The 25071-nt window shown below is 63.1% G+C and carries 25 protein-coding genes and 1 riboswitch; of the genes, 12 read left to right on the forward strand and 13 right to left on the reverse strand.

Translation table 11 applies throughout. The features are described 5' to 3' along the window. Nucleotides 1-116 precede the first annotated feature (116 nt). From AC3YOG_RS11835 to AC3YOG_RS11850, 4 genes are all read left to right on the forward strand, one after another. Complete coding sequence (locus tag AC3YOG_RS11835) at nucleotides 117-2024, forward strand: acyltransferase family protein (RefSeq protein ID WP_489935206.1); 1908 nt, start codon at nucleotides 117-119, stop codon at nucleotides 2022-2024. Between the two features lie 192 nt (nucleotides 2025-2216). Further along, on the forward strand, nucleotides 2217-3569 hold the full coding sequence (locus tag AC3YOG_RS11840; protein ID WP_489935207.1) for a M16 family metallopeptidase: 1353 nt from the start codon (nucleotides 2217-2219) through the stop codon (nucleotides 3567-3569). After that, a complete protein-coding gene (locus AC3YOG_RS11845; RefSeq protein WP_489935208.1) occupies nucleotides 3566-4939 on the forward strand; it encodes a M16 family metallopeptidase in 1374 nt (457 codons plus the stop codon). Before AC3YOG_RS11840 ends, AC3YOG_RS11845 begins: the two co-directional genes overlap by 4 nt. Nucleotides 4940-5071: 132 nt before the next feature. Then, a complete protein-coding gene (locus AC3YOG_RS11850) occupies nucleotides 5072-5683 on the forward strand; it encodes a LysE family translocator (RefSeq protein WP_489935209.1) in 612 nt (203 codons plus the stop codon). A gap of 67 nt (nucleotides 5684-5750) precedes the next feature. On the opposite strand, the gene gdhA is transcribed toward AC3YOG_RS11850, so the two are convergent. From gdhA to coxB, 4 genes are all read right to left on the reverse strand, one after another. Further along, nucleotides 5751-7106, reverse strand: coding sequence for an NADP-specific glutamate dehydrogenase (gene gdhA / locus AC3YOG_RS11855; RefSeq protein ID WP_489935210.1), 1356 nt, complete (start codon nucleotides 7104-7106; stop codon nucleotides 5751-5753). 109 nt (nucleotides 7107-7215) lie between these two features. Beyond that, nucleotides 7216-7524, reverse strand: coding sequence for a hypothetical protein (locus AC3YOG_RS11860; RefSeq protein ID WP_489935211.1), 309 nt, complete (start codon nucleotides 7522-7524; stop codon nucleotides 7216-7218). Next, complete coding sequence (gene ctaD / locus AC3YOG_RS11865; protein ID WP_489935212.1) at nucleotides 7521-10037, reverse strand: cytochrome c oxidase subunit I; 2517 nt, start codon at nucleotides 10035-10037, stop codon at nucleotides 7521-7523. The genes AC3YOG_RS11860 and ctaD overlap by 4 nt, the downstream gene beginning before the upstream one ends. Next, complete coding sequence (gene coxB / locus AC3YOG_RS11870) at nucleotides 10034-10699, reverse strand: cytochrome c oxidase subunit II (protein WP_489935213.1); 666 nt, start codon at nucleotides 10697-10699, stop codon at nucleotides 10034-10036. Before coxB ends, ctaD begins: the two co-directional genes overlap by 4 nt. Before the next feature lie 12 nt (nucleotides 10700-10711). Here coxB and AC3YOG_RS11875 point away from each other — a divergent pair, with 12 nt between their 5' ends. Then, nucleotides 10712-11263, forward strand: coding sequence for a DUF2231 domain-containing protein (locus AC3YOG_RS11875; protein ID WP_489935214.1), 552 nt, complete (start codon nucleotides 10712-10714; stop codon nucleotides 11261-11263). On the opposite strand, the gene AC3YOG_RS11880 is transcribed toward AC3YOG_RS11875, so the two are convergent. Further along, on the reverse strand, nucleotides 11244-11756 hold the full coding sequence (locus tag AC3YOG_RS11880; RefSeq protein ID WP_489935215.1) for a CopD family protein: 513 nt from the start codon (nucleotides 11754-11756) through the stop codon (nucleotides 11244-11246). The genes AC3YOG_RS11875 and AC3YOG_RS11880 overlap by 20 nt on opposite strands. Further along, nucleotides 11753-12508 (reverse strand): cytochrome c oxidase assembly protein, encoded by a 756-nt coding sequence (locus tag AC3YOG_RS11885; protein ID WP_489935216.1) that lies wholly within the window; start codon nucleotides 12506-12508, stop codon nucleotides 11753-11755. Before AC3YOG_RS11885 ends, AC3YOG_RS11880 begins: the two co-directional genes overlap by 4 nt. A 373-nt stretch (nucleotides 12509-12881) precedes the next feature. Between AC3YOG_RS11885 and AC3YOG_RS11890 the strand changes: the two genes are divergently transcribed. Next, nucleotides 12882-13058 carry a hypothetical protein gene (locus tag AC3YOG_RS11890; protein ID WP_489890238.1) on the forward strand — a complete coding sequence of 59 codons (177 nt, stop codon included), beginning with the start codon at nucleotides 12882-12884 and terminating at the stop codon, nucleotides 13056-13058. Nucleotides 13059-13118: 60 nt separating this feature from the next. Continuing rightward, nucleotides 13119-13349, forward strand: coding sequence for a hypothetical protein (locus tag AC3YOG_RS11895; RefSeq protein WP_172122677.1), 231 nt, complete (start codon nucleotides 13119-13121; stop codon nucleotides 13347-13349). Nucleotide 13350: 1 nt separating this feature from the next. Here the strand turns inward: AC3YOG_RS11895 and AC3YOG_RS11900 are convergent, their stop codons facing one another. The 6 genes from AC3YOG_RS11900 to AC3YOG_RS11925 all read right to left on the reverse strand — a co-directional run bounded on the left by AC3YOG_RS11900 (nucleotide 13351) and on the right by AC3YOG_RS11925 (nucleotide 18953). Beyond that, a complete protein-coding gene (locus AC3YOG_RS11900) occupies nucleotides 13351-14655 on the reverse strand; it encodes an LLM class flavin-dependent oxidoreductase (RefSeq protein WP_489935217.1) in 1305 nt (434 codons plus the stop codon). Next, nucleotides 14652-15659, reverse strand: coding sequence for an ABC transporter substrate-binding protein (locus tag AC3YOG_RS11905; protein ID WP_489935218.1), 1008 nt, complete (start codon nucleotides 15657-15659; stop codon nucleotides 14652-14654). Before AC3YOG_RS11905 ends, AC3YOG_RS11900 begins: the two co-directional genes overlap by 4 nt. A gap of 2 nt (nucleotides 15660-15661) precedes the next feature. After that, on the reverse strand, nucleotides 15662-16411 hold the full coding sequence (locus AC3YOG_RS11910; RefSeq protein ID WP_489935219.1) for an ABC transporter ATP-binding protein: 750 nt from the start codon (nucleotides 16409-16411) through the stop codon (nucleotides 15662-15664). Then, complete coding sequence (locus AC3YOG_RS11915) at nucleotides 16408-17205, reverse strand: ABC transporter permease (RefSeq protein WP_489935220.1); 798 nt, start codon at nucleotides 17203-17205, stop codon at nucleotides 16408-16410. The genes AC3YOG_RS11910 and AC3YOG_RS11915 overlap by 4 nt, the downstream gene beginning before the upstream one ends. A gap of 14 nt (nucleotides 17206-17219) precedes the next feature. Continuing rightward, entirely contained in the window at nucleotides 17220-17828 is a 609-nt protein-coding gene (locus tag AC3YOG_RS11920) for a YkoF family thiamine/hydroxymethylpyrimidine-binding protein (RefSeq protein WP_489935221.1), read from the reverse strand. After that, nucleotides 17819-17931: riboswitch (TPP riboswitch) on the reverse strand. (Overlaps the previous gene by 10 nt.) A gap of 65 nt (nucleotides 17932-17996) precedes the next feature. Beyond that, nucleotides 17997-18953, reverse strand: a complete 957-nt coding sequence (locus AC3YOG_RS11925) for an AraC family transcriptional regulator (RefSeq protein WP_489935222.1) — start codon at nucleotides 18951-18953, stop codon at nucleotides 17997-17999. Between the two features lie 110 nt (nucleotides 18954-19063). Between AC3YOG_RS11925 and AC3YOG_RS11930 the strand changes: the two genes are divergently transcribed. From AC3YOG_RS11930 to AC3YOG_RS11940, 3 genes are all read left to right on the forward strand, one after another. Next, nucleotides 19064-19936, forward strand: a complete 873-nt coding sequence (locus AC3YOG_RS11930; RefSeq protein ID WP_489935223.1) for an NmrA family NAD(P)-binding protein — start codon at nucleotides 19064-19066, stop codon at nucleotides 19934-19936. Nucleotides 19937-20010: 74 nt separating this feature from the next. Further along, nucleotides 20011-20784: a TSUP family transporter gene (locus AC3YOG_RS11935; RefSeq protein WP_172122669.1), complete on the forward strand. Its 774-nt coding sequence runs from the start codon at nucleotides 20011-20013 to the stop codon at nucleotides 20782-20784. Between the two features lie 151 nt (nucleotides 20785-20935). After that, the gene (locus AC3YOG_RS11940; protein WP_489935224.1) at nucleotides 20936-22702 is read left to right on the forward strand and encodes a DUF6022 family protein; all 1767 of its coding nucleotides are present in this window, start codon (nucleotides 20936-20938) and stop codon (nucleotides 22700-22702) included. A 12-nt stretch (nucleotides 22703-22714) separates the two neighbouring features. Here AC3YOG_RS11940 and AC3YOG_RS11945 read toward each other — a convergent pair whose 3' ends face one another. Further along, on the reverse strand, nucleotides 22715-23587 hold the full coding sequence (locus AC3YOG_RS11945; RefSeq protein ID WP_489935225.1) for a LysR family transcriptional regulator: 873 nt from the start codon (nucleotides 23585-23587) through the stop codon (nucleotides 22715-22717). 222 nt (nucleotides 23588-23809) lie between these two features. On the opposite strand from AC3YOG_RS11945, the gene AC3YOG_RS11950 reads away from it, so the two are divergent. Both AC3YOG_RS11950 and AC3YOG_RS11955 read left to right on the forward strand, forming a co-directional pair. Beyond that, nucleotides 23810-23896, forward strand: a complete 87-nt coding sequence (locus tag AC3YOG_RS11950; RefSeq protein ID WP_489935277.1) for a hypothetical protein — start codon at nucleotides 23810-23812, stop codon at nucleotides 23894-23896. 9 nt (nucleotides 23897-23905) lie between these two features. Then, nucleotides 23906-24901, forward strand: a complete 996-nt coding sequence (locus AC3YOG_RS11955; protein ID WP_489935226.1) for an aldo/keto reductase — start codon at nucleotides 23906-23908, stop codon at nucleotides 24899-24901. Nucleotides 24902-25071: the final 170 nt, after the last annotated feature.

Genomic DNA, 25071 nt, shown 5'->3' on the forward strand with positions numbered 1-25071 from the left:
CATCCTCCAGGAAAGCCGAGAGGAGCGTTATCCACCCGCGTAAACCACCCGGGGATAAGTTCAGCCCGCCTAAGGCGCCGATGATGGACAAGGCCCTGGGCTTATGGACTAGTACAATGGAGCTCAATCCAGCCCATTCCGGTGCGGCCATCCAGTACAAACCCCATATCGACGGACTGCGGGCCCTCGCCATTGTCCCGGTGGTGTTGGGCCATTCCGGCGTGACTGCACTGGGCGGCGGCTTTGTTGGCGTCGACGTATTTTTCGTGATCTCGGGCTATCTGATCACCTCGATTATTGCGGCCGATCTCGAACGCGGCCAGTTTTCTTTTCTGGAGTTTTACCGCCGCCGCTTTCTGCGCATCGGGCCGCTGCTCCTTTTTGTTATCCTGGCGGTGCTGGTCGCCGCGCAACTCGTCTTGTTTCCCTTCGAGTTGCGGGCGCTTGGGGAAACAGCGGTTGCCGCAGCGCTGTTCGTGTCCAACATCTATTTCTATCTCACCACTGACTATTTCGACGCGCCGGCCCGCAGCGTGCCGCTTCTCCACACCTGGTCCCTGGCGGTGGAAGAACAGTTCTACCTCGCCTTTCCGGCGCTGCTATGGGCGCTGCATCGCTGGGCGCGGCGATATCTCGCCGCCATCCTGGTGGCGTTGATGTTTGGCTCCTTTGTGCTGAGCCTGTTTGGTGCCGAACAGGCGCGTTTCTTCACCTTCTACCTGCTGCCTACCCGAGCCTGGGAACTTGGCGCCGGCGCGCTGCTGGCGCTCAAACCCGCGCGATCGATCCCGTCACGTTTCTGGCGTGAAGCGGCTGGCTGGGTTGGGCTCGCTCTTGTGGTCGCGCCCGTGTTGTACCTGAGGGAAACCAGTGTGTTCCCGGGTCTCAACGCCTTGCCCCCGGTGCTCGGCGCTGTCGTCTTGATTGCCTGGAGCGAGGGCACCGCGGTTGGAGCGATGCTCAAGTGGCGGCCACTGGTTTACCTCGGGCTCATCTCCTATGGGCTGTATCTCTGGCATTGGCCGGTGATCGTGTTCGATCGGGCCGTCACCGGGCCCGACATGAACGCCCTCGATCTGGTGCGGGTGGTTGCGATGTCGCTGGCGCTAGCGGCGCTGTCACGTCCCTTGATCGAAATGCCGGCGCGCCGGGGACTGCAGCACATGCCGCCATCTCGCGTGCTGGCGAGCGGGGTTGCGGCACTGCTGGTCATTGCGGGCGCGGGCTTCACCCTGACACGGATGGACTTTGGGGCTCGCGACTATTCCGGCGAAGTCCTGGCACTCGCAGATTATGCCCGCTATCCGCAGACGGCAGAGTATCGAGCGCACTTCCAGGCGGGGCATTGTTTTCTCGACGACCGCGACTTGCCTGGCACGGTGCTGGATAGCGAAGCATGCCTACGGCTTGATCCAACGCGGCCCAATATCCTGCTGCTGGGCGATAGCCATGCCGCCCATCTGTCCGGCGGGCTGCGCGCTGCCTACCCGCACTACAATTTCCTGCAGGCCACCGCGGCAGGCTGCCGACCGCTTGAAGGGGCTTGGCAGGATAAGCGTTGCGCTGATCTGACCGAGTTCGTGCTCAAGCGGTTTCTGCCAAATGCCCGCCTGGACGGCCTCATCATCGCTGGCCGGTGGCGCGAAGGGGACGTCGACGGCATTGTTGCCCTCGCCAACTCTGCCGGCCAGCACAGCCCGGCGGTGATGATCGTCGGGCCCAGTGCCGAATATGGCGGTGCGGTGCCCAATATTCTGGCGCGGGCACAGGTCTGGGGCGGGACTGCCGGCGTGTTGTCGCGCGCGATGCTGCCGGAGCCCGTGTCAGTCGACCATGCCCTTGCGGCAAGATTGGTGCAGACCGGAATCGCTTACCGCTCACCGCTCAGCATTATTTGCCCGGACGGGAACTGCCGCGAAACTGCTCCAGACGGCATACCTATGCAGTTCGACTACGCGCACTTAACGCTGGCAGGCGCCAAAGTCGTGGCTGCCGGCCTGCTGGATAACTGGCTCGAGAACTAGGTCACGTCCTCCCGGATTCTTGTTTCCCGTAACCGCCACCGCGGGGAATTTACCGGCAACCAAACCGCCCACCAAGCTGTTGCATCTGTTCGACGCCGCCGGTCCGGCTCCTGCGCTGCAGTGTGAATGCGCGCGGCAGGCAAGCGTACCCCTCACCTCAAAACCCCGCCTTTATCCAAGGGAACCAGCAATATGCATCGATCCGCATTGGGGCTGTTCACAAGCCTGATGCTTGCGGCACCGGCTTTGGCGCAGGAAGAGATTCCGCCGCCGGTGATCAGCGAGTTCACCCTCGACAATGGCCTGCAGCTGGTGGTGATGCCTGACACAAGGGCGCCGATCGTGACCCATACCGTCTGGTACCGCGTGGGCGCTGCTGATGAGCCTCCTGGACAATCGGGCGTAGCGCATTTTCTCGAGCACCTGATGTTTCGCGGCACCGAGACCTATCCCGCCGGTGCGCTCGACCGCCTGGTGAGTGAGCTGGGCGGCAACATGAACGCCTTCACCAGTTGGGACGTAACCGCCTATTTCGAGACCATTCCCCCCGATGCATTGGGAGAAATCATGGCGATCGAAGCGGACCGCATGCGCAATGTGGCGCTGCCGGCCGAAATTATCGATGCGGAGCGATCGGTTGTGATGGAGGAGCGCCGGCAGGTCATCGAGTCCAACCCCGATGGGATCCTCGCGGAAGAACTGGCTGCAACCCAGTTCCAGAACCACCCTTACGGCTCGCCGGTGATCGGCTGGGCCCATGAGATCGAAGAGCTCAGCCGCGACGACGCGCTCAGCTTCTACAACCAGTACTATGCGCCCAACAACGCGCTGGTGGTGGTGGCAGGGGATGTTGAACCGGAAGCCGTGCGCGCCCTCGCCGAGCAGACCTATGGCGCAGTTCCACGCGGCCCCGATCTGCCTGAGCGCGTCCGCCCCCAGGAGCCGCCGCAGGACACTAGCCGCACCGTCACCCTGACCGACCCGCGGGTGGCGCTGCCCAGTTTCACGCGCGGCTGGGTCGTGCCCAGCTATCGTACCGGAGCGGCGGGCGAAGCCGAGGCCCTTGATGTTCTAGCTGGGCTGTTGAGCGACGGCACGAGGAGCATCCTTTACCAAAAGCTTGTGGTGGAGCTGGGCATCGCTGCCCAGGCCAATGCCAGCTATGATGGCGCCGCCTTTGACATGGGCACTTTCACGCTTTCGGGCGCGCCACGGCCAGACGCAACACTTGAAGAATTGATCGCGGCGATCTCCGCCGAAATCGAGGACATTATCACCAATGGCGTCAGTCAGGAGGACGTGGACCGCGTGGCTGACCGTTTTGCGCGCGATACCGTATTCCAGCGCGACGACCCCACACATTTGGCGATGAGCTACGGGCTGTGGCTCGCCAATGGCGGCACGATCGAGGGCCTCAACACCTGGCCAGATCGGATCCGCGCCGTGACCCCGCAAGCCGTGCAGGACGTCGCTGCTCGCTATCTCGGCTCCGACAATGCCGTCACCGGCTATCTGCTGCCCCCTGCCGAGGAACCCGCACCATGATCGTTTCACCTCGACCTCAGCGCCGCGCCTTGACCCTCCTGCTGGCGCCGTTGGCGCTGCTTGCCTGGATCCTGCCAGCCAATGCACAGACCGAGTTCGTGCCCATCACCTCGCCGGGTGGCATCTCCGCCTGGATGGTGGAAGACCACACCATTCCGATCATCACCCTTGGCTTTGCCTTCAAAGGTGCCGGTGCCACGCAGGATCCGAACGACCAGCTCGGCCGGGCCAATTTGATGTCGACCCTGCTCGACGAAGGCGCGGGCGATCTCGACAGCGAGGCCTTCCAGACGCAGTTGGACGAGGTGGGCCTCGAAATCCAGTTCTCGGCCGACCAGGATAACTTCTCGGGTGCCGCGCGAATGCTGTCAGAAGCGCGAGAAGACGGAACCGAACTTCTTGCGCTGGCCGTCAACGAGCCTCGCTTCGACCAACCTGCCGTGGACCGCATGCGTGCCCAGATCATGGCCGGGCTCGTCGCCCAGTCGCAGGACCCTGGCTATGCCGCCAGGCTGATGTGGAATGAAGCCTTGTTTGGCGATCATCCCTATAGCCGCCCGGTGGAGGGGACGGTTGAAACCCTTCCTGTGATCACGACCGAAAACCTGCGAGCCTTCCACAATGCCGTTTTTGCGCGCGAGAACCTCAAGATCGGGATTGTAGGGGCCATCACTCCCCAAGAAGCTGGCGAGATGATCGACGTGGTGTTCGGTGGCTTGCCTCAGGCACCCGAGCTCATACCGATCCCCGACGCGCAACTCAGTTTTGGGCAGGAGTTGGCGGTCAGCTATCCCCTGCCACAAACCACGATCAACATGGCCTTTCCCGGCATTGCCCAGGAGGATCCCGAGTTCTTCCCCGCCTATGTGATGACCGAACTGCTCGCCGGAGGGAACCTGCTGTCGCTCCTAAATGTGGAAGTGCGCGAGAAACGCGGGCTCAGCTATGGCGTTTCGGGGAACATGGTCGATCTTGCCCATGCCCACGCGATTACCATCGGAACCTCGACCAGCTCCGATCAGGCGAATGAAACCATCGAGGTGATCAAGACGACCTTGGCGGCTTTGGCGGAAAATGGCCCGGACCCCGTCGAACTCGAACGTATCCAACGCTATTTGATCGGCGCCTACCCCATCAACCAACTCCGCTCGTCGGTATCTATTGCCCGGGCCATGGTGGGTCAGCAGTTGCGCGACCTGCCGGTCGACTACATCACGGAGCGCGCCGGGCTGATCGAAGCGGTTACAGCGGCGGATGTGCAGGCCATGGCCCAGCAGATCTTTGCCACTGAACCCAGCCTCATGCTGCTGGGTCCAGAAGCTGACGTGGACGACCTTGCCGCGACGACCCCCGAACCCGCCAGCCCCTGAGCCGACCAGCCAAGCGGCGAAGGGTTTGCCGAAGTGGGAACTTGTGCGAGATAGCCGTCATCTAGGGCCACGGGCGATGATGAAGACCGCCCTGGCCGATGACTTTTCCTGCTGACTTTCCCCGGCGTGATCATGGATCTTTGGACCCTTCTCACCTTTACCCTCGCCTATGGCATCGCGGTGCTGGTGCCTGGACCTGGTGTTGCCGCAGTCGTGGCCCGGGCACTGGGTGGGGGCTTTAGCGGAGCTTTCCCGATGGTGCTGGGAATTCTCGCCGGCGACATGGTGTATTTTATTTTTGCGGTGTTCGGCCTTGCCGCTATCGCCACCTATCTCGGGCCAGTTTTCACCTTGGTGCGCTGGGCCGGCGCGGCTTATCTGCTTTACATCGCTTTCAAATTTTGGACGGCCGCACCGGGCGCCGAACAAATGAAGCCGCGCAGCGAAACTTCATTTAAGACCTTTCTCGCCGGCTTCTCGCTAACCATGGGCAACCCCAAGACCATTGTGTTCTATCTGGCAATCCTGCCCACCGTTATCCCGCTGGATCAGATGAACCCGCTGGCTTTCGCCGAGTTGACGGCCATCGTTGTCGTGGTGCTGATGATCGTGGGCTGCGGCTATGCGCTGCTGGCCTCGGCGGCGCGCGACCTTTTCAAGAGTGAGCCGGCGCTGCGCCGGCTCAACAAGACTGCCGGGTTGATGATGGCCTCCGCCGCCGGCCTCGTCCTCTGGCAGCACTGAGCGCGTTGCCGAGCCGCCTTGCGTCAGGCGCCCGGGCGCGTCCAACTCCGTTGCTGGTTGTTGTGACTCAGACGACGCCGAGGGCACGCATGGCTTCGGCAACCCGCACAAAGCCCGCGATATTGGCGCCGAGCACATAATCGCCCGGAGCGCCAAATTCGTCGGCAGTGCTGGCGCAATTATCGTGGATCGTACGCATGATCTCGGCGAGGCGCGCTTCTGTCTGCTCGAAGCTCCAGCTGTCGCGCGAAGCGTTCTGCTGCATTTCGAGCGCGGAGGTGGCCACACCGCCGGCATTGGCTGCCTTGCCGGGCGCAAACATCACATTGGCTTGCCGGAACACGCCGATGGCTTCGGGCGTCGTGGGCATATTGGCCCCCTCGCCCACGGCGATCACCCCATTGGCGACAAGCGCGCGGGCATCCTTGCCGGTCAATTCGTTCTGGGTGGCTGATGGCATAGCGACATCACATGGAATATCCCAGATGGAGCCTTGGGCTGCCTCGACGAAATAAGCGCCGCCCCCTCCACCCTTGAGCTGGAGATAGTCGGAGATGCGGCCACGGCGCACTTCCTTGACCTGCTTGAGCAGCTGGAGCTCGATCCCCTGCTCGTCAACGACATAGCCGGAACTGTCCGACACCGCGACGACCTTGCCGCCAAAGGACTGCACCTTTTCGACGCTATAGATGGCGACATTGCCGGAGCCGGAAATCACCACCCGCTTGCCGTCAAAGCTCTGCCCCTTGGTGGCGAGCATGGACTGGATGAAATAGGTGTTGCCGTAGCCGGTCGCTTCCGTGCGGGCGCGCGAGCCGCCGTAGAACAGCGCCTTGCCAGTCAGCACGCCTGCCTCATAGCGATTGGTCAGCCGCTTGTATTGCCCGAACATATAGCCGATCTCGCGGCCGCCAACGCCGATATCGCCGGCCGGCACGTCGGTATATTCGCCCAGATGCCGATAAAGCTCGGTCATGAAGGACTGGCAGAAGCGCATGATCTCGCCATCCGAGCGCCCGCGCGGGTTGAAATCGGAGCCGCCCTTGCCGCCACCGATCGGCATGCCGGTCAGCGCGTTCTTGAAGGTCTGCTCGAAGCCGAGGAACTTGATGATCCCGACATTGACCGAGGGATGAAAGCGCAGCCCGCCCTTATAGGGCCCGAGCGCCGAGTTGAACTGCACCCGGAAGCCGCGGTTGATCTGCACCTGCCCCTTGTCGTCCACCCACGGCACGCGGAAGATGATCTGCCGCTCGGGCTCGCAGATGCGCTCGATGAGGGCGTGCTCGAGATAATCGGGATGCTTGGCAATGACGGGCCCGAGGCTTTCCAGCACTTCGCGAACAGCTTGGTGGAACTCGGGCTCCCCTGCATTGCGCAGCAGCACTTGATCAAGCACAGGTTGCAGCTTCTCGACGATCATTGGAGTCCCCTCACAGTCAAAACAAAGCTGGGCAATGCTCTAGCCCAGCCCGGCATGCTGTTGAACACAAAACAAGCAGCCTGCCTGTTATTTTTGCGCAGGCTTTAACTCAAATGCAGGTGGAGGCGAAAGTGACGGGCAGGAACACCAATATTGCCGCCCCGAGCGCGGCCCTGTTGGCCCAAAGGGCGGCCGTGGCTAGGCTAGACGCTTCAGGCCCGGTGCGAAGGGGGCGCCAAGCCAGCCAGGCCAGCGGCACCAGCACGGCAACAAAGGCTGATATCAGCCACAAGCGGTGCTGGCTCCACCCATAGGCGCAGCCCAGCGCCTGAAGTCCATAGAGCAGCACAAAGCCAAGCGACCAGACGACAAAGCCGGCAACGAGATGGAGCAAGGCGAGGCGGTTGGAAGCGCTCATGCGGCACCTGCAAGCAGGAGGGCAAGCCCGATCCCCGGCACCGCGGCAAGGCCGGCATAAAGGTTCCACAGCAGCGCCAGGTTGGGATCGGTCTGGCGCCGCGCGGAGACAAAGCCTTGCACATGGCGCCAGATCGCGTGTCCGGCAATGAGCGCGGCGATGCCACAATGGAGTGCGCAATAGCCCAGCGTGGCAAATACCACGGCCGAACGGGCATGAAGGGTTGCGTCCCCCACCCCCGCCATGATGGCAAGGAGGGCCGCCGCGGCCAGAAGTTGCAGCGCAACGGCGCCGCCCTGCAGTGGGACCGGACTGCGGCCCGCCTGGTTACGGCGTTGCGCGGCAAAGGCCAGTCCTGCCGCCAAAAGGGCGCTCGCACCCGCCAGCCCAAGCAGCAAGGGCGATAGCGCGAGTGGTGGAACCGCCTCCCAATTCTGCGCCACCACCAGAAGAAACAGGCCGCCAAACAGCAAGGAGGCAAACAGGGTCCCATTGGTCACAAGGCCGGTGGCATTGGCGAGCACGGTGACATTGGCTGCCACTTCGCTGTCGAACGGCGCGGCCTCGTTCATGCCGATCTCGACCGGGCCGTGATCGCGCTTCTTCCCCAGGCTCTTCGGCCAGACAAGGAACAGCCCGACCACCAGCAGCGCGCTGATCGGCGCCAGCCAATATTGCCCGAACAGAAGCGCGAGGAAAAAGCTACCGGTCGCCAGCGCCGTCCAGAGCGGCAGGAAGGATCGGTGCGGCAGCACCATCACATGCTCGGCCGCGCCAGTGACGATATCGACGCCCAGCGTCTCCATATGGTCATTGCGCACGAAACCGAGATAGCCATGGCCACCGGCCAGCTTTGGCCCGATCACTGCCGGCTCGAGCAGGTCCGCGCGCTGGTCGATCTGCGGGAGCGAGGCGAAGTTATAGCTTGGCGGTGGCGTCGGCGTCGCCCATTCCAGTGTTTGTGCCGACCACGGGTCACGCCGGCACCGCTTGCCGAAGCGGAATTGCAGCACGAGGTCGGCCAGCACCAGCATAAAGCCACTGGTGAGGATAAAGCCCCCGATCGAGGACAGCAGGTTCAGCCAATCCCAGCCCCAGTGGGAGGGATAGGTCGAGATGCGCCGCGGCATGCCCATCAGCCCCGTCAGGTGCATCAGGAAAAAGGTGAGGTTGAAGCCGATCAGGATCAGCCAGAACGCGGGCACCGAAAGCCCATAGAGGCTCTTTCGCCCGGTCAAATGCGGCAGCCAGTGGTAGAGCGCGGCCAACATGGGGAACACAAAGCCCCCCACCAGCACATAGTGCAGATGCGCCACCACAAAATAGCTGTCATGGGCCTGGGTGTTGAACGGCACCATGGCCAGCATGACCCCCGTCAGCCCGCCGATCACGAAGACGAAGAAGAACCCGCCCACATAAAGCATGGGCACGTCCCAGCGCGGTTTGCCCGAGGCCAGCGTGCCGATCCAGGCAAAGATCTGGATCGCCGTCGGCACCGCGACCAGCGCGCTTGCGGCCGAAAAGAAGGCTAGCGCCAGATGGGGGATGCCCACCGTATACATGTGATGCACCCAAAGCCCGAAGCTCAGGAACGCCATGGCCACAATGCCGGCGATGATGGCGCGATAGCCCAGGATCGGGCGCTGCGCAAACACGGGAATGATGGTTGACAGCGCCCCGGCAGCGGGCAGGAAGATGATGTAGACTTCGGGATGGCCGAAGAGCCAGAACAGGTGCTGCCAGAGCAGCGGATCGCCCCCGCGGGTGGGATCAAAGAACGGCAGGTCGAAGGCGCGTTCGAGTTCGAGCAGGATCGAGCCCAGGATCAGCGGGGGAAAGCCGATGATCATCATCCCCGACGTCACCAGCATATACCAGCCAAAGAGCGGCATCCGCGCCAGCGACATGCCGGGCGCGCGCATCTTGAGGATGGAAACGAACATCTCGATGGCGGCTGTGACCGCCGAGATTTCGACAAAGGTGATGCCCAGCAGCCAGACATCGGCATTGATGCCGGGCGTGTAGGGGCGCGACGATAGGGGCGTATACATGAACCAGCCGCTATCGGGCGCCACACCCAGTAACATGGCGATGATCAGGATCGAGCCGCCAAAGAGGTAGCACCAGAAGCCATAGGCGGTAAGGCGCGGAAACGCCATGTCCCGCGCCCCCAGCATCTTGGGCAGCATGTAAAGCGCAAAGCCCTCGAACATGGGAATGGCGAACAGGAACATCATCACCGTGCCATGCATGGTGAAAATCTGATTGTAGATTTCCGGGCCCACAAAGGCGCTGTTGGGCGTCGCCAACTGAGCGCGGATCAGCATGGACAAGAGGCCGCCAATGGCGAAGAAGGTCAGCGCCACGACCATGAACCGCTTGCCCAGCACAGTGTGGTTGACGCTGGACAGGCGCCCCCAACCGGGTGGCGTGCCCCAGATGCGCTCCAGGGCCTTATGGAGGGCGATGGGCGAGAGCTGATGCCGATGGTTCTGCTGCTGATGATGGTTCATGGCGCGCGCCCTTCCAGCAGGGCGGCAAATGCCTCTGGCTTATGCGCTTCCACCCGGAAGCGCATGCCGTCATGGCCCTCGCCACAATATTCGGCGCATTGTCCCCAATAAACACCGGGCTCATCGGCCTGGAGGCGGATGATATTGACCTTGCCGGGAATGGCGTCGATTTTGCCCCCAAGCCGCGGCACCCAGAGCGAATGGATGACATCCAGGGAGGTCACGGCGATGTCGACCGGCTCTCCAGCGGGGATATGCAGGATCTGGCTGGGCGCAAGGGCGCTCTCGGGATGGGTGAAGTGCCAGTTCCATTGCTGCGCCCGTCCTTCGACGCGTACCGGGGCCTCGCCCTTGGGCAGCAATTGCTCGCCCAACACCAGAGCCGTGCCGGTCAGCACGATCAGAATGGGGATGGGCAGCACGAGCCCCCCACCCACGATCCATTGCGCCGGCGTCACCCGCGTGATCCAGGCGGGGCGTCGATAAGCCAGTGCGAACAGGGCCATGACGAGCCCGAACAGCACCGCCGCGCCGATCAGCATCACCCACCACAGGGTGGCAAGATTGGCCGCGCGCGGTCCGGCGGGATCGAGCGCCGACAAATCGCCGCTGCAACCCCCCAGCAATGCTGGCGTTGCCCCCAGTAACAGCCTCTTGAACAAGGGAAGTCTGCGGTGAGCCAAGCGAGCGAAGAAGAGCAGGAAGCCCAGCGGGAAGAAACGCCGCCCGAAGCCCGCTCTGATCACCCCAATCCCTATATTCGCTCCATTGCCGACAAGGATATCGGCTCGGCCATTGCCGTCGCCGGCCATCCCATCCACGCCATGATGGTGCACTTTCCCATCGCGTTCATTATCGCAACCTTGGGCATCGACATCTTTTACTGGTGGGGCGCCGACCCGTTCTGGGTGCAGGTCGGCACCTGGTCGGCTTCCGCGGCCTTTGTCTTCGGGGTCCTGGCAGCGCTCGCCGGCACGGCCGAACTGCTGGCCGTACCCGGCATCCGGGTGCGCGTTGCCAGCTGGAACCATGCGGTTGCCGCCATGGTGCTGGTCGCCATAGCCGGCGCTAATGCTGGCCTGCGCATTTTCTACCCCGAACAGATCCTGCCTAACGGCCTGATGCTTTCGGTGCTCGCGAGCATGGCCACCGCTTTTGCAAGCTGGCATGGCGGCAAGCTGGTGTTCGATCATGGGGTTGGCCTCATCATATCCACCCGGCAATGAAGGGGCCGACCATTTCGGACAGGGCGCCGGGGGCGAAAAACGCCTGCAGGCCTTGCGGCCATTGCAGGCGTGGCTTGCCCAGCACGAGCGCCAGAATTGCGCAGACGACGGTGAGGGTCAGGGGCACGACCACCATGAAGCGGGCCGTGGGATAGTGGCCGTTGCGCTCAAAAATGCGCAGGATCACCAAACCCGAAAAGATATGGATGCCTGTCAGCACTGCGACCCCGACCAGTTTGGCCGAGAACCAGTTTTGGTAGGTGCCCTGCATCAGGATCAGCGCAGTTCCCGAAGCAATGGCTACGAAAGCTCCGGGCGACACCAGCTTGACGTACAAAAAGCGCGTAAAGGCGTGCAGCCGATGGAGCGCATCGTCTTCCAGCCCCCGCCGCTGCCGGTAAAGGAAAGGCAGTGCCAGGAGCCCCGCCGACCAGAGCGCGATCCCCCCGACATGGATGAATTTGAGCCAGGCGACGAGAAAACCCCAGGTCATTGCACCGCCGGGCGGCGTTCCGGCCGCAGCGCATCAACCAGCCGCCAGATCACAACGCCCAGCAGCGGCAGATTGGCAGGCACCCACATGATGAGCCCACCCAATTGCTGGTCCTCGATCGGCGAAAAGCCAAAGGCGAGGGTCGTGGCCAGATGCGGCAGGTAGAGCGGGCCGGAGGCAAACACCAGCAGCGCACCTAGAAAGCCCATCTGGATGGCGCCGGACAGCGCCGTCAGCCCGGCGGCCATGGCATTGTCGGCCCGCAGCATGCCCAGCCACAGCCAGGTGAAAGCCAACAGCAAACTCACCTGCATGGCCCAATAAATCGCAGGATGGGTGAACGCCGCAGCATAGAAATCGGGCGCATGCCAGAGCCAGAGCGCCACGGTCGAGACCAGCAGCGCAGGGAAGAGTTTTGCCCGCCGCCCCCACTCAGGCGGCAGCGCCAGCGCCAGGAGCGGCGCCACGACCATGGTGAGGAGGATGTGGTGACCCACCCGGGCGGAGAACAGCGCCACGGTCAACGCACATAAAGGGGACCCGAAAAGCGTCGCCGCTAGTGCCCAGCTCGCCCCTCCTGCCAGTTGGCGCTGCCGGGACGCCGTCCGCAAGCTGATGGCGGCAAGAGCGGCAACCAACGCCAGCGCGATCAACACGAAGGGATCAAGGTTCCAGCGCCCCCACAGGGATGCCAGCGTGGGTGGCGGCCCGCAAAAGCTCATATCGAAGGAAAAGGACGACGCTGGAATCATTGATGTCCTTGGTTGAAAGGCGGTTCAAGGCTGGCTGGATCGACGGAACACCTCCCAGGACGCTCCTGCCGGGAGCACCGGTCTTTATGGGACTTCAGCGGAGCGTCCCACATCGCTGCCGGTGGCGACGGTCGCGCTGCCATTAGTTCCCCTCTAGTTTACCCATGCTAATGGCCAACGCCTCGATCTCGCCACGGTTCCGCAATGGGACAATGCGCCCTATGCAGCAGTTTTCAGTCGCCCTCGGCCATCTGCTCGCATCCATTCTCCACATCCCGGCTTCGGCGCGGCGATAAGGGTCGCCATGCCATTGTCCCGGGAGGATAGGACGGGCTAGACTAGCGGCAATCACCAAGTGCGAAGAAAAGCTGGTATGAGCGACAAGATCAAGGATGTACCCAATGGTGAGCTGGTGCCCGAGCAAAGCGAACTCCAGCTGGCAGATATAAGGATCGCTGACCTGGAGCGGCAGCTTGAAGCTGCCCAGCAGGAGATCGAACGGCTCAAACAGGAAGTTGCTTCCTTGAGCTTGTCAGCAGGTCCTCGGTGACAGTCCCAACAGCAATGGTCAATACGAAGGGAGCCGCCGATATGCGTCTGAGTGCTGGGTTTGAGTAAGAAATATCGCGTCGTAGATTGCGCCCCGACAGAAGGCGCACCGGAAGAGTTTATCCAGGTCGCCGCGACGCCCGAGGAAGCAGCGCGGCTGGCGCTGGGACTGGTGCTGCAACGCGGCGGGCAATTGCGGGACCTGCGGGCCAAGGTTTACCTTGAAGCCGCCGGAACGTTGTCGATGTACCGGCTCTACACCAAGAGCCTGCACCGGCAGGCGGTGGACTGACCTATGCCGGACCGAGTTGGACGCGCTGCCGCAGCAGCGTTTCCCCGCTTGCGGTAAACAGGCCCGATGCCGTGAGCTCTGGTATCACCAGATCCACAAAGCTCTGCAGATCGGCCGGCATCAACGGTGCCATCACGTTGAAGCCGTCCGCGGCCCCTTGGTCGAACCAGTCTTGCATGGTCGCCGCGATCTCGGCGCCCGTTCCGACCGCCAGCAGGTGCCCTCGACCGCTGGCAAGGCGCATCAGCAACTGCCGCAGGGTGAGCCCCTCTCGTTTGGCGATGCCCACCAAAACAGCCACGCGGCTTTGGCTCGACTGGCTGGGAGCCCCTGCCCCGACAAAAGGAGGCAGGGGGTCATCCAGCTGTGCCGCAGACAAGTCGGTGCCCAGGAACTCGGAGAGCTTGGCCAGCGCGTGCTCAGGCACCATGAACCCATTCAACTGCACCAAGCGCTCTTCCGCCTGCGCCCGCGTCCGGGCAGCAATAGGCACGATGCCAGGGTAAATCAGCAGGCTTTCCGGTGGCCGGCCGTGGCGGGAAGCCCTTGCCTTCATGTCGCGATAAAACAGTTGCGCCTCGGCAAGATCGGCCTGAACCGTGAACACCAGATCGGCATAGCGCGCCGCGAAATCACGCCCGGCCTCAGAGGCGCCGGCCTGCGCCAGCAAAGGGCGGCCCTGCGGCGAGCGCGGCACGTTCAGCGGCCCGCGGGTTCGCACGAACTGACCGTGATGATCTACTGTCCGAACCTTTGCGAGATCAAGATAGCGGCCCGCCTGCTTGTCCGCGATCCGGGCATCGGCCTGCCAGGAACTCCAAAGTGCCAGCACAGCCGCGGTGACATCTGCGGCCCGCGCATAGCGCTCGCCATGGTCAGGCATGGCGTCGAGCCCAAAATTGTGGGCCTCAAGCGCATTGGAGGAGGTGACGATATTCCAGCCCGCCCGGCCACCGCTGAGGTGATCGAGGGAAGCAAAGCGGCGGGCGAGATGAAAGGGATGATCAAAGCTGGTCGAAGCCGTGCCGATTAGCCCGATCCGCTCGGTCACTGCGGCCAGCGCCGAAAGGATGATGAAGGGGTCCATCGCGTCCGAGAGGTGCCGGTCGGCGCTTTGCTGCAGCGCCAGCACATCGCCCAGAAACAAAGCATCGAACCCACCCGCTTCAGCCCGACAAGCGATGTCGGTCCAATAGCCCAGATCGGTCGAGGCCAACGCATTGCTTTCAGGCATGCGCCAGCCTGCTTCGTGACTCCCCAGCCCAAAGATCACCGCGTTGAGCCCCATGCGCCGCCTTGCCGTCACGGCGCAGCTTCCACATAGGCGCTGGTATAGTAGCCGGAGAAGTCGGGCTTGGCGGCTAGAGGATTGCCGTCGCCATCCTTGAGGATGCCGGCTTCAAACAGGAACGTGCCCATCGCCTCCATCTTGGCGGGGTTGATGACGCCCACGGCCCCATTCTCGGCCTGCAGGTAGTGCCCATCGATCAGCGCCTGCAGGGACGCGCGCACAAAGTCCCGGTCCAGCAGCGCGTCGCTATTGGCTGCGACCAGAATATCGGTCGCCTCGTCGGGATGGGCGACGGCATAGGCGTAACCGCGCTGGCTCGCGCCAAGGAACGCCTGGGCCGTGTCCGGGTGCTCAGCCAAAAAGGCGCCAGTGGTGCCGATGAAGTTGGTGTGCTGGTCGGGCACGCCCCAATCGGCATAGCGAAAGGCACGTTGTGGGCGACCGTCTCGCTCCGCCTTGACGCCTTCCCAGGTATAAACTTCGAGGGTGAAATCCACCGCGCCGTTGGCCAGCGCTTCATAGGCCGAAGTGCCCAGGGTGACCGTCTGGAATTCCCCCCGGCCGCCATCGGCGCGGATGATCGTGCTAATCAGGGCATTCTCCCAGTCGCTGCCAAAGCCGGCATAAGTCTTGCCGTCGAGGTCCTTGGGGCTTTGGATATCCTGCCGGTCGCCGTTGAACACCAGGCGCCCCGTTTCGGTCTGCACCAGTGCATAAGTCGCGACCAGATCGACCCCGGCCGTGTGCTGGGTGAACAGCCCGATGGAGCCAAGAATACCGAAATCTGCCACCCCATTGGCCACGAGCGTGCCAGCGGAAGTGTCGGAATAAGGCAGGATCTCAACTGCGACCCCCGCCTCCTCATAAAAGCCCTTGGCTTGGGCAACAAACAGGCCGACATGGTTGGTGTTGGGCGTCCAGTCCAGCGCCATGGTCACCGGCACCGCCTGGGCCAGTGCGGGTGGACTGGCGAGGGCGGCGGCAAGGCCAAGGATCAGCAGCAGGCGCGAAAGCGGCATGATTATTCCTCCGGTTCAAACAAAGTCTGCAGGATATCGGCTTCGATTTGAGCGATGACGGGCGACCCTGCTGGGGGTCGCGGATGCTCGAGCGGCACGTCGATACGGCGCACGATCTGCGCCGGGCGCGGCGACAACAGGTAGATCCGGTCGGACAACAGCACTGCTTCGCGGACATCGTGGGTGATCAGCAACACGGTCCAGCGATGGCGCGTCCACATCCCAGCCAGCCAGCGCTGCATTCGCGTGCGGGTCAGGGCATCCAGGGCCCCGAAAGGCTCGTCTAGCAGCAGCATGGATTTATGCTGCACCACTGTGCGCAGCAGCGCTGCACGCTGCCGCATGCCGCCGGAAAGCTGCGCGGGGTAATGGTTTTCAAATCCGGCCAAACCAAACTCAGCAAACAGCGGCTGGACTGCCGCCCGCGCCGCCTTGCGCGTCATGCCCGCCACCTCAAGGCCAAGCGTGGCATTGTCGATGATCCACCGCCACGGCATCAGCGCATCGCGTTGCGGCATGAAGGCAAAGGGGTGGCTCTTCGGGGCGAGTGGCGCGCCATCAAACAGCATTTCCCCACCATCAGTGGACACCGCTCCGGTCAGCAGCTGTAGGATGGTGGATTTACCAGCGCCGGAAGGGCCGAGGATCGAAACGAACTCTCCTGCTCCAACGCTCAAGTTGATGTCGGCCAGAACTTCGGAATCGCCAAAGCTCTTGCCCAAGTTGCGCAGTTCAAGCCTGGGCGTGGTCATGGGCGCCTCTGCGCCAAGCGGGTCCAGGGCATCGTCAGCCGCTGCACCAAGACGGTAGCGCCAAACAGGAGCAGGGTCAGCGTCGCGCTGACGAGGACGGCGGCCAGCACCAGGTCGGGGCGAAAATTGTTCTTGGCATTGAGAATATAGATGCCCAAGCCCCGGACCGCCCCGGCATATTCGGCAAAGATCGCCCCGACTACGGCATAGGTGATGGAAATGCGCAGCCCGGCAAAGAAATAAGGCAAGGCCGAAGGCAGCCGCGCCATCCTGAACCGGCGCCAGCGCGAGGCTCCCATGGACGCCAGCAGCGCCTCGATATCGCGGTCGGTGGAGTCATAGCCCTGCACCAGCGCCACCAGCATTGGGAAAAACGTGACCAGCGCGACCAGCACGATCTTGGGCGTCAGCCCGAAGCCGAACCAGAGCACGATCAGCGGCGCGATGGCGACCAGCGGCAGGGTCTGCGTGATGATGAACACCGGAAACAACGCCCGCCGTACCGGGCGAAAGAAGTCCACCACGACCGAAAACAGCAATGCGGCGCAGAGCGAGCAGCCGAAACCCAGAATGGTGGCCTGCAAGGTCGCTAATGTGTGCTCGGCCAGCGCGTCCCGGTTCTGGTAGCCCTGAACTACAATGCGGGATGGCGCCGGCAACGCCGTTGGCGAGATGCCGGAAAGCTGCACATAAGCTTCCCAGGCCAGGATCAGGGTCACCACCGAAAACACGGCGGGCCCTGCGTGACTGAGAAACCGGGCGACAAGGCGCCCGAAGGAGAACAACTGCGCCATGCCAGACCTTCCGCTCAGCGCGCGCTGGGGCTGTTGGCCGACACGGTCAGGTCGATGGTGACATGTCCCTCGGGCGGTCCAAACCGGCAAAAGGCCTGCTCGATCGTGGCGAACAGCGCACCGGTGTCGCCATTGAGCTTGGTGGCGAAATGCTTGGACTTTTCGAAGGTGCCCGACTGTTTGAGGAAGTCGACGCAGCCATAGATTTCGTCCATGTGATGGCCCTGTCCCATCACATAGAGAGACAATTGGGCCACCCCGAAGACGCCGATGTCGGGCGCATCCTGCACTGCCGTAAGCGCACTGGCGCGCCGCTCCTCAAGAGGCGCAGCCGGCCCCTCGAACAAGTTGGACTGACAGATGGCATCATCGGGCTCACCCGGGCAGCCGCGCGAGATTGTCGCCGAAAGCACGCAATGGGTGCCGGCACGCGCGGCGGCACTGAACAGATCGCGCATGGCCGGAAACAGCACTTCGGGCGGACCGACCAACAGGGTCGAGATGTCATCGGTCTCGATGCGCAAGCGTTCACGATAGGGATCGAGCGCACCCAGCGCGTTCATGATCACGCCGACAAAGTCGCCGGTCATTGGATAAAGGGAAATCTGTGCGCCTGAGAACATGGCCCGCCTCGCTCCGCTGGTATTACCCAGATCAGCTATAGGGTCCGAAGGCTTGCCGCCCTCATCTCAGCCCCGACCATACGGAGCACCCCTGTGGATAGGGCCAGCATAGGGCAGCATCGCCGGCAAATGCAAGCACATGTCTGTATTGGCGGAGTTGATCTTGGATCAGGCGCTTTGCGATGCTTGACGCAGTTCCTGGATTGCTTGTCCATCAGGCAAGCGCGCGCCACTTTGGAGCGTCTGCAGATAAGCCCGGGGGGCGAGGCCGTGATAGTCCTTGAACGCCCGCGTGAAAGCCGCCTCCGAGGCGTAGCCGGCTTCGCTCGCCAGTGACCCTACCGAAGTGGGGCCACTGGCGAGCTTTCTGGCGGCCAGAGTCAGCCTCCAGCCTTTGAGATAGGTCAATGGCGGCTCTCCCGCCCGGTCATGGAATCGTCTGGCAAAGGCAGCGCGCGACAGCCCCGCCACCTTCGCCATGCCCTCGACAGTCCATTTGGCGGCGGGATCGGCATGGATCGCCCGGAACACCTTGGCAAGGTTGGGATCCTTCATTGCCGGCAGCCATCCGGCGGAATGCCCGGCGCGCTCGGCTGCACGGCGCAGCACGTAAACCAGCAGACTGTCGGCAAGACTTTCCACCAGGCTTTCATTGCCCAAGCCCTGGTGCTCCAGTTCCTCGGCCAGCAGCAGTACGATCGGGAAAATGCCATGGTCCTTGCGGAGCTCCGCCGCGGGCAGGTGAATGCAGGGCGGTAGCGCCGATTGTCCCAGCCGCCGCGTGCCATCCACCTGGAAGCGCCCGCAAAAGATCACCGCGTCAGGAGACTGGCTGGTGACATCAAATCCTTGTTGCACGAACTGGCTGACGGGGGGCGCCTCGCCCTTGGGGCTGGCCACGAGATCGTGGGCCTTTCCATCACTCAGGACCACCAGATCACCCTCTTCCAGCCGGAGTGGCGCTTCGCCAGCCCGGCGAAGCCAAGCGGTCCCCTGCCAGACGAGGTGAAAGGCGATCATTGCCCCCGGATCGAGCCGGAAGCCCCAAGGCTCAACCATCCGGCTGCGGACGAGGGTCATCCGGCTGCGGGCGTACATGCGGATCCATTGATCAAGCACATTCATGCCGCTCTCCTGCACCTTTTCAAGACGATCTGCAAGAAAGGGGAGATCGGCTCACATGGCTTGTCCTCTCAGGGCGCGCCATCTTTCTCCTGGTTATAAAGGAGAACGCGATGTTCAAGACCATACTTGTTGCGGCCGGAACCGGCACAGTTGGGCAGCACCTGGCCAATCGGCTGCTGATCGCCGGGCACAGCGTCAAAATTGGCACAAGGCGAGGAGGTGACGCCAACACAGTGCTGCTGGACTATAGTCAGGCCCGGACTTTTGAAGCGGCGCTTGCCGGAACCGATGCGGCTTACCTCGTCGTTCCGACCTCGGCCGAACCACATTTACTGCTTGGCCCCTTCGTCGAGGCCGCAGCGCGGCGCGGCATTAAGTTGGTGTTGCAATCAGCTCTGGGGGTGGATGCCAATGACGCCATTCCGCTGCGGCAACTGGAGCGGCAGATCGAAAGCTCAGGCGCGCCCTACGCGATCCTGCGCCCAAACTGGTTCCTCGACAATTTCCACGGGCGCTGGCACGCCGGCATCATGGAGCTTGGCCGGCTTGCGCTTCCCGCGGGCGATGCCACGACCAGCTTGATTGATGCGCGCGACATCGCCGAAGCTGCCGCTGTCGCTTTGACCCAGGCAGTTGCGGATGGGCGGGCTTTCAACCTGACTGGCCCCGACAGCCTGGGCTATGCCGAAGCCGCAGCGGCGCTTTCCGCGATCAGCGGCCGCACCGTCACCTACGAGGGTGTCGACAAGGCGCAGTTCAAGCGCGAGTCGGGGCGCATGAAACTGGCGCCAGCTCTGGTCGAACAGATGCTGCCGATCTTTACTGCCACTCTCGCGGGTCATTTCAGCCAGGTTACTGACGATTTCAGCCAACTCACCGGGCGACCGGGCCGGCGGCTCGTCGATTATCTGGCTGACAATGCCTGGCGCTTCGCCGTCCCAGTTGCGCAGAACGAAGTCCAGAGAGCAGCGATCAGTCGGTGATTTGCCGCCTCACGGCGCCACGCCCGGGGAATGCAGCTATTATCCCGGGCGTTGATTCTGTTTGCAGGCTGGTAATGGACCCGTTGAATGTCGCCATGCTCTTGGTCCTTGCCGGCGCTGCCGCTTATGTGCAGACGCTGACGGGCTTTGCCTTTGGCCTGTTGATGATGGGCGGTATCGGCATTCTCGGGCTGCTGCCCCTGCCCGAAGCCGCGGTGATCGTGAGCATCCTCACGGTGGTCAATGCAACTCAGGTGTTGGCCCGAGGCTGGCGTAACGTGGCCTGGAGCGAGTTTCGCCTCGCCATTGGCGCCAGCCTCCTTTTGGTGGTGCTGGGTTATTTCATGCTCGAATGGCTGGCGGACGCCAATCTGGACGGACTACGCCTGCTGCTGGGCGCCGTCATTGTTGGTGCCAGCATCCAGTTGATCCTGCAGCCTCATCCGCTGCCCAACCGGTCTTCTTCGGGTTCGTTCGTCCTGGTGGGTGCATTGGGCGGCTTTCTGGGCGGGATGTTCTCCACCGCCGGACCGCCCTTGATCTATCACTTCTATCGCCAACCCCTGCCAGCGGCCGCCATCAGGGACACCTTGGTGCTGATCTTTGGCGTCAACGCCTTGTTCCGGCTCTCCTTGGTCGGCTTGACCGGCAGCTTCCCCTATGAGGCAAGTTGGTGGGCGCTGTTGGCGGCGCCCGTGGTTACCGCCACCACCTATGCCGCAAAACGCTGGCCGCCGCCATTTGCGGTTCTCACGCTGCGCCGCGTGGCGTTCTCGCTGCTGCTGCTATCAGGTGTATCCCTGGCGGCGCCAGCCATTTGGCGACTGGGGTTTGCCGCGGCCGGCTGAACGTTGATCCTCGGCGTGCTAAGTTGGGCCTCGGTACACACATCGGCTTCAACCCCTCGCCCACTCCGATATGTAGATCACAAGCGGCTTGCTTCAAGCCTCGGGACCTGCCGTAAAACCCTTGCCGTATCCAAGCAAAGGGAGTGCATCGATGCGGGTACTTTTGTCGACCTATGGGTCGCGGGGTGACGTCGAACCTATTGTGGCGCTTGCAGTCGCGCTCGAGGCGGTCGGTGTGGAAGCGGTGCTGTCCGCTCCGGGCGACCAGGAGTTTGTGGAGCTTGCCGAACGTGCCGGCGTTGAGTTGGTCCCCGCCTTCATGCGCGTGCGAGAGTGGATTGCGCTCGCTCAACGATTTCCCAGCGATATCCCGGGTTACGGGATGAGGATGATCGCCGCCCAGTGCCGGACCATCGACGCGGCAGCCGCCGGCTGCGATGCAATCCTCGCGACCGGTCTTATGCCTTCGGTTGGCGCGGCTCAGTGCGTGGCCGAAAAGCGCGGCCTGCCCTTTATGCACGCATCGTTCTGCCCGATGTACCTGCCATCCGAGCACCACCCGCCACTTTCCTATCCCGGTCATTCCCGCCCAACGGGAGAGACCGACCACCGCGCACTGTGGAACCACAACCTCGAGGTGATGAACGCCCTTTTCGGCGGCACGATCAACCGACAACGGATCGCCATGGGCCTGCCGGCAGTGACCGATATTCGCCAGCATGTCTTTACGACGCGCCCGCTCCTGGCTTCGGAGGCGGCGCTCTGCCCCTGGGAGCCAACCGATCTTTGTGCACCGGAGCAGACCGGGGCCTGGATCCTGCCCGACACGCGCCCGCTGCCACCCGAACTGGAGGCCTTTTTGAACGCTGGCACTCCGCCCGTTTATTTTGGCTATGGCAGCATAGCGGCGCCCAATGCCGACCGCTTGGTCCAAACCGCGGTAACCGCTATCCGCGCCCATGGGCGCCGCGCAGTTCTGGCGCGGGGCTGGGCTGGGCTCACGCTGCCCGACCAACAAAGCGACTGTTTTCTCGTCGGTGAGGTCAACCAACAGGCACTTTTCAGACGGGTTGCCGTCGTGGTGCATCATGGCGGCGCCGGCACCACGACCACCGCTGCACGGGCGGGTGCCCCGCAGGTGATCGTGCCCCAAGGCGCTGACCAACCGTTTTGGGCACGACAGATCGAGCGGCTCGGGATTGGCGTAGCGCATCCTGGTGCCGCACCAACAATGGAGTCCCTTTGCGTCGCCCTCAACACAGGGCTCCAACCCGAAAACGCCACCCGGGCCCGGGCACTGGCCAGCACCATGGACAGCAATGGCGCTGCCCGAGCGGCAAGATTGTTGGAGGCAATCGTTGCGCAGCAAAGCTCAACCCTAGTACCGGCGCGGGTTCCATTGCTGACGGACTGGGCCGGCACTGACATTCATGCCTTGGCCCGGCGCGCCCAGGCGATGGTCGACCTTGAACTTGCCCGCATCTTGCCCGTGCGGCTGCAGGAGTTCCAGCAGCAATTCGATGAAGTCGGCGATCTTGCCTATGGCACGCTCAATGCCGAGCTGTTCCGTCCTGTGCACGCCGCCCTGCGCGAAGCTGGCCTCAAGGCAATACCCCGATTGCCGGGAAGCTTCCAGCGCAGCCGGGAATGGGGCAATGCGGACGAAACCCATCAGCAACGCTGGATGTGGTCGATCATCAGCGGTGCCGACGGCAAGCCAATCGGCTCCCTCGCCGTCGGCAGTCACCACGATCACTCCTGCTTCCGGCTGCCCCGCAGCCCCGAGATCATCGCGCTGCGCGCCACCGTCCCGAGCAGGATTGTCGCGGAGATCGCCCAGACCTACCCACAATACGCCGAGCAAGAGGATTTCAAGCACTGGTACGCCGCCTATCTTGGGCGGCAGTCGTCGACTTGACCTTTATGCCATTCAATTGGTCCGGCTCTGCTGGCCACGGAACAAGGCGCCATGCTCGCGCATCAGCGCCGCAATGCGCTCGCTGACGGTACGCACGGCAAAGCTGTGGCGCTCCTCGTGATGGGCCACGAGCCACTGTTCGGTTTCGAGTTCGGGGATAGCCTCCGCCAGGCGCGCAAGCCGCGGATCGCTGTCACCGACGAAGCAGGGGAACACGGAAATGCCGGCGCCTGCGGCCACGAGTTCGAGCACGCTCAAGGCATCATTGCCGCGCACGGCAATGCGGTCGCCGTGACGGGCATGCAGCCATCGGGCAGAATGGGTCTGGCTGGCTTCCCCGGCCACGCCGACAAAGTAACCGGCCGCAACCCCGCTGACGAGTTCTGGCCTGGCATAAAGCCCATATGCCACCTTGCCGATCAGTCGCCCCACCAACCATTGCTCGGCGGGGCGCTGGTTGCGGATGCCCAGATCGGCATGGCGCCGACCAATATCGACCTTCTGGTTGGCGGTCACCAGTTCAAGCCCGAAGCGATCCGTGGCTGTCCATACCCGGCCGATCTGCCGACCAAGAAAAGCGGAGGTCCATGGTCCCGCCGAAACCTGCACCACCCGTTCCCCGATGGCCCCATCCTTCCAGCGCTTGAGCGCGAGCATGGATGCTTCAACCTCTTCGGCCCGCACCAGCAGCTCTTCCCCAACTGGCGTCAGGCGATAGCCGGTCTGGGAGCGCACGAAAAGCCGCTCGCCGACCTGCCGCTCCAGCGCCGTGATCCGGCGTCCCAGGGTTGCCGCAGATACGCCAGTCTTGCTCGTGGCCGCCGTCAGCCCGCCCAAGCGGGCAACATCGAGGAACAGTCGTAATCCGTCCCAGGACAGGTCCATTTTTCAATCCTGCAAAGCCCTTTGCAGCGTCGATCGTAGCCGATCCCGGGGAAGACGCGCAATAAACACAGCCGTAGCCGGCGCTACAGAGCGCGTCAGGGCTGCGCATCACCGCAAAACTGCAACATCAACCGCTTCGCAACATGATCGGAGGCTTGGATGTTTTGACGACTTCTTTGCAAGATCAAAAACTGGAGAAAGCAACAGATTGCCCGGCGCAAGCTGGCGCTCCTTGACGATTGGCTGCTCGCCGATCTTGGTGCCGAGCGAGGGTCGCTCAACCAATTTGTTGCTCACCACACTCACTAGGGGGTCGGCATGACAACCACACGTATTTTTGGGCGCACGGGCTGGAAGGTCGGCGCGGTCGGCCTGGGCTGCTGGGCTATCGGGGGCGAGTTCACGCTTGATGGCCGTAGCGACGGCTGGGGCGCCGTTGACGACAGCCAGTCCGTTCGCGCTATCCACCTCGCACTCGAGCTTGGCGCCAATCTCTTTGACAGCGCCGATGCCTATGGCACCGGCCATAGCGAGGAAGTGCTGGGCGCCGCACTGCAAGGTCGCCGCGACCAAGCCGTGATCGCGACCAAGTTCGGCTTCACTTATGACGCCGAGCGCCGCGCTTTAGGCGCCGTAGATGTAAGTTCACGCTATATCCATTGGGCCGTGGCGCAATCGCTCAAGCGACTGAAGACCGATGTGATCGATTTTTACCAGATTCATCCCGGTACACTTGGCGATCAGGAGGCGGAGCAGGCCGGCGAGGCCTTGGAGCGCCTGGTTGAAAAAGGGCAGATCCGAGCCTGGGGCTGGAGCACGGATGATGCCGCGGCGGCCCGCCGCATGCTGAAGTTCCCCAACTTTGCCGGTGTGCAACAGGAACTCAACATCCTGCACGACGGGCCTGCCATGCTGTCGCTCTGCGCGGAAGCCGGACTGGCCAGCTTGAACAGGTCGCCCTTGGCCATGGGCCTGCTGTCGGGCAAGTTCATCTCTGCCAGCCGGATGGATGCTACCGATGTCCGCGGCGCCGGCCATCCTTGGGTGCGGCACTTCGAAAACGGCGCCCCAACCCCACAAGTGTTGAGCCGCATAGACGCGCTGCGGGACCTGCTCACCCAGGGCGGCCGGACCTTGGCCCAGGGCGCGTTGGGGTGGAACCTGGCCAGGTCAGCTAATACCTTCCCTATTCCCGGCTTCAAGACGGAAGAGCAGGTGCGCGACAATCTGGGGGCGCTTGAAAAAGGACCGCTGCCGGCAGCCACCATGGCGGAGATCCAGAAGCTGCTGCATGTGCAAACTGAAGGCGCCTGACGGCGCGCCGCCAGCAACTGTCGTCACCTAGGGCTCCAGAGTGGCCTCGCTCTCTGGCCATCCGGCAACACCCGACGGAGGTTATGCGTTTGCGCGTGCCAACCGCTGGATGCTCCTAGAAATCCCGCGGCGCTCGGCCTAAGGCTAGTGGCGGACTGCCCGGGGGAGGA

The sequence above is a fragment of the Devosia sp. Z6_126 genome (assembly GCF_058133495.1).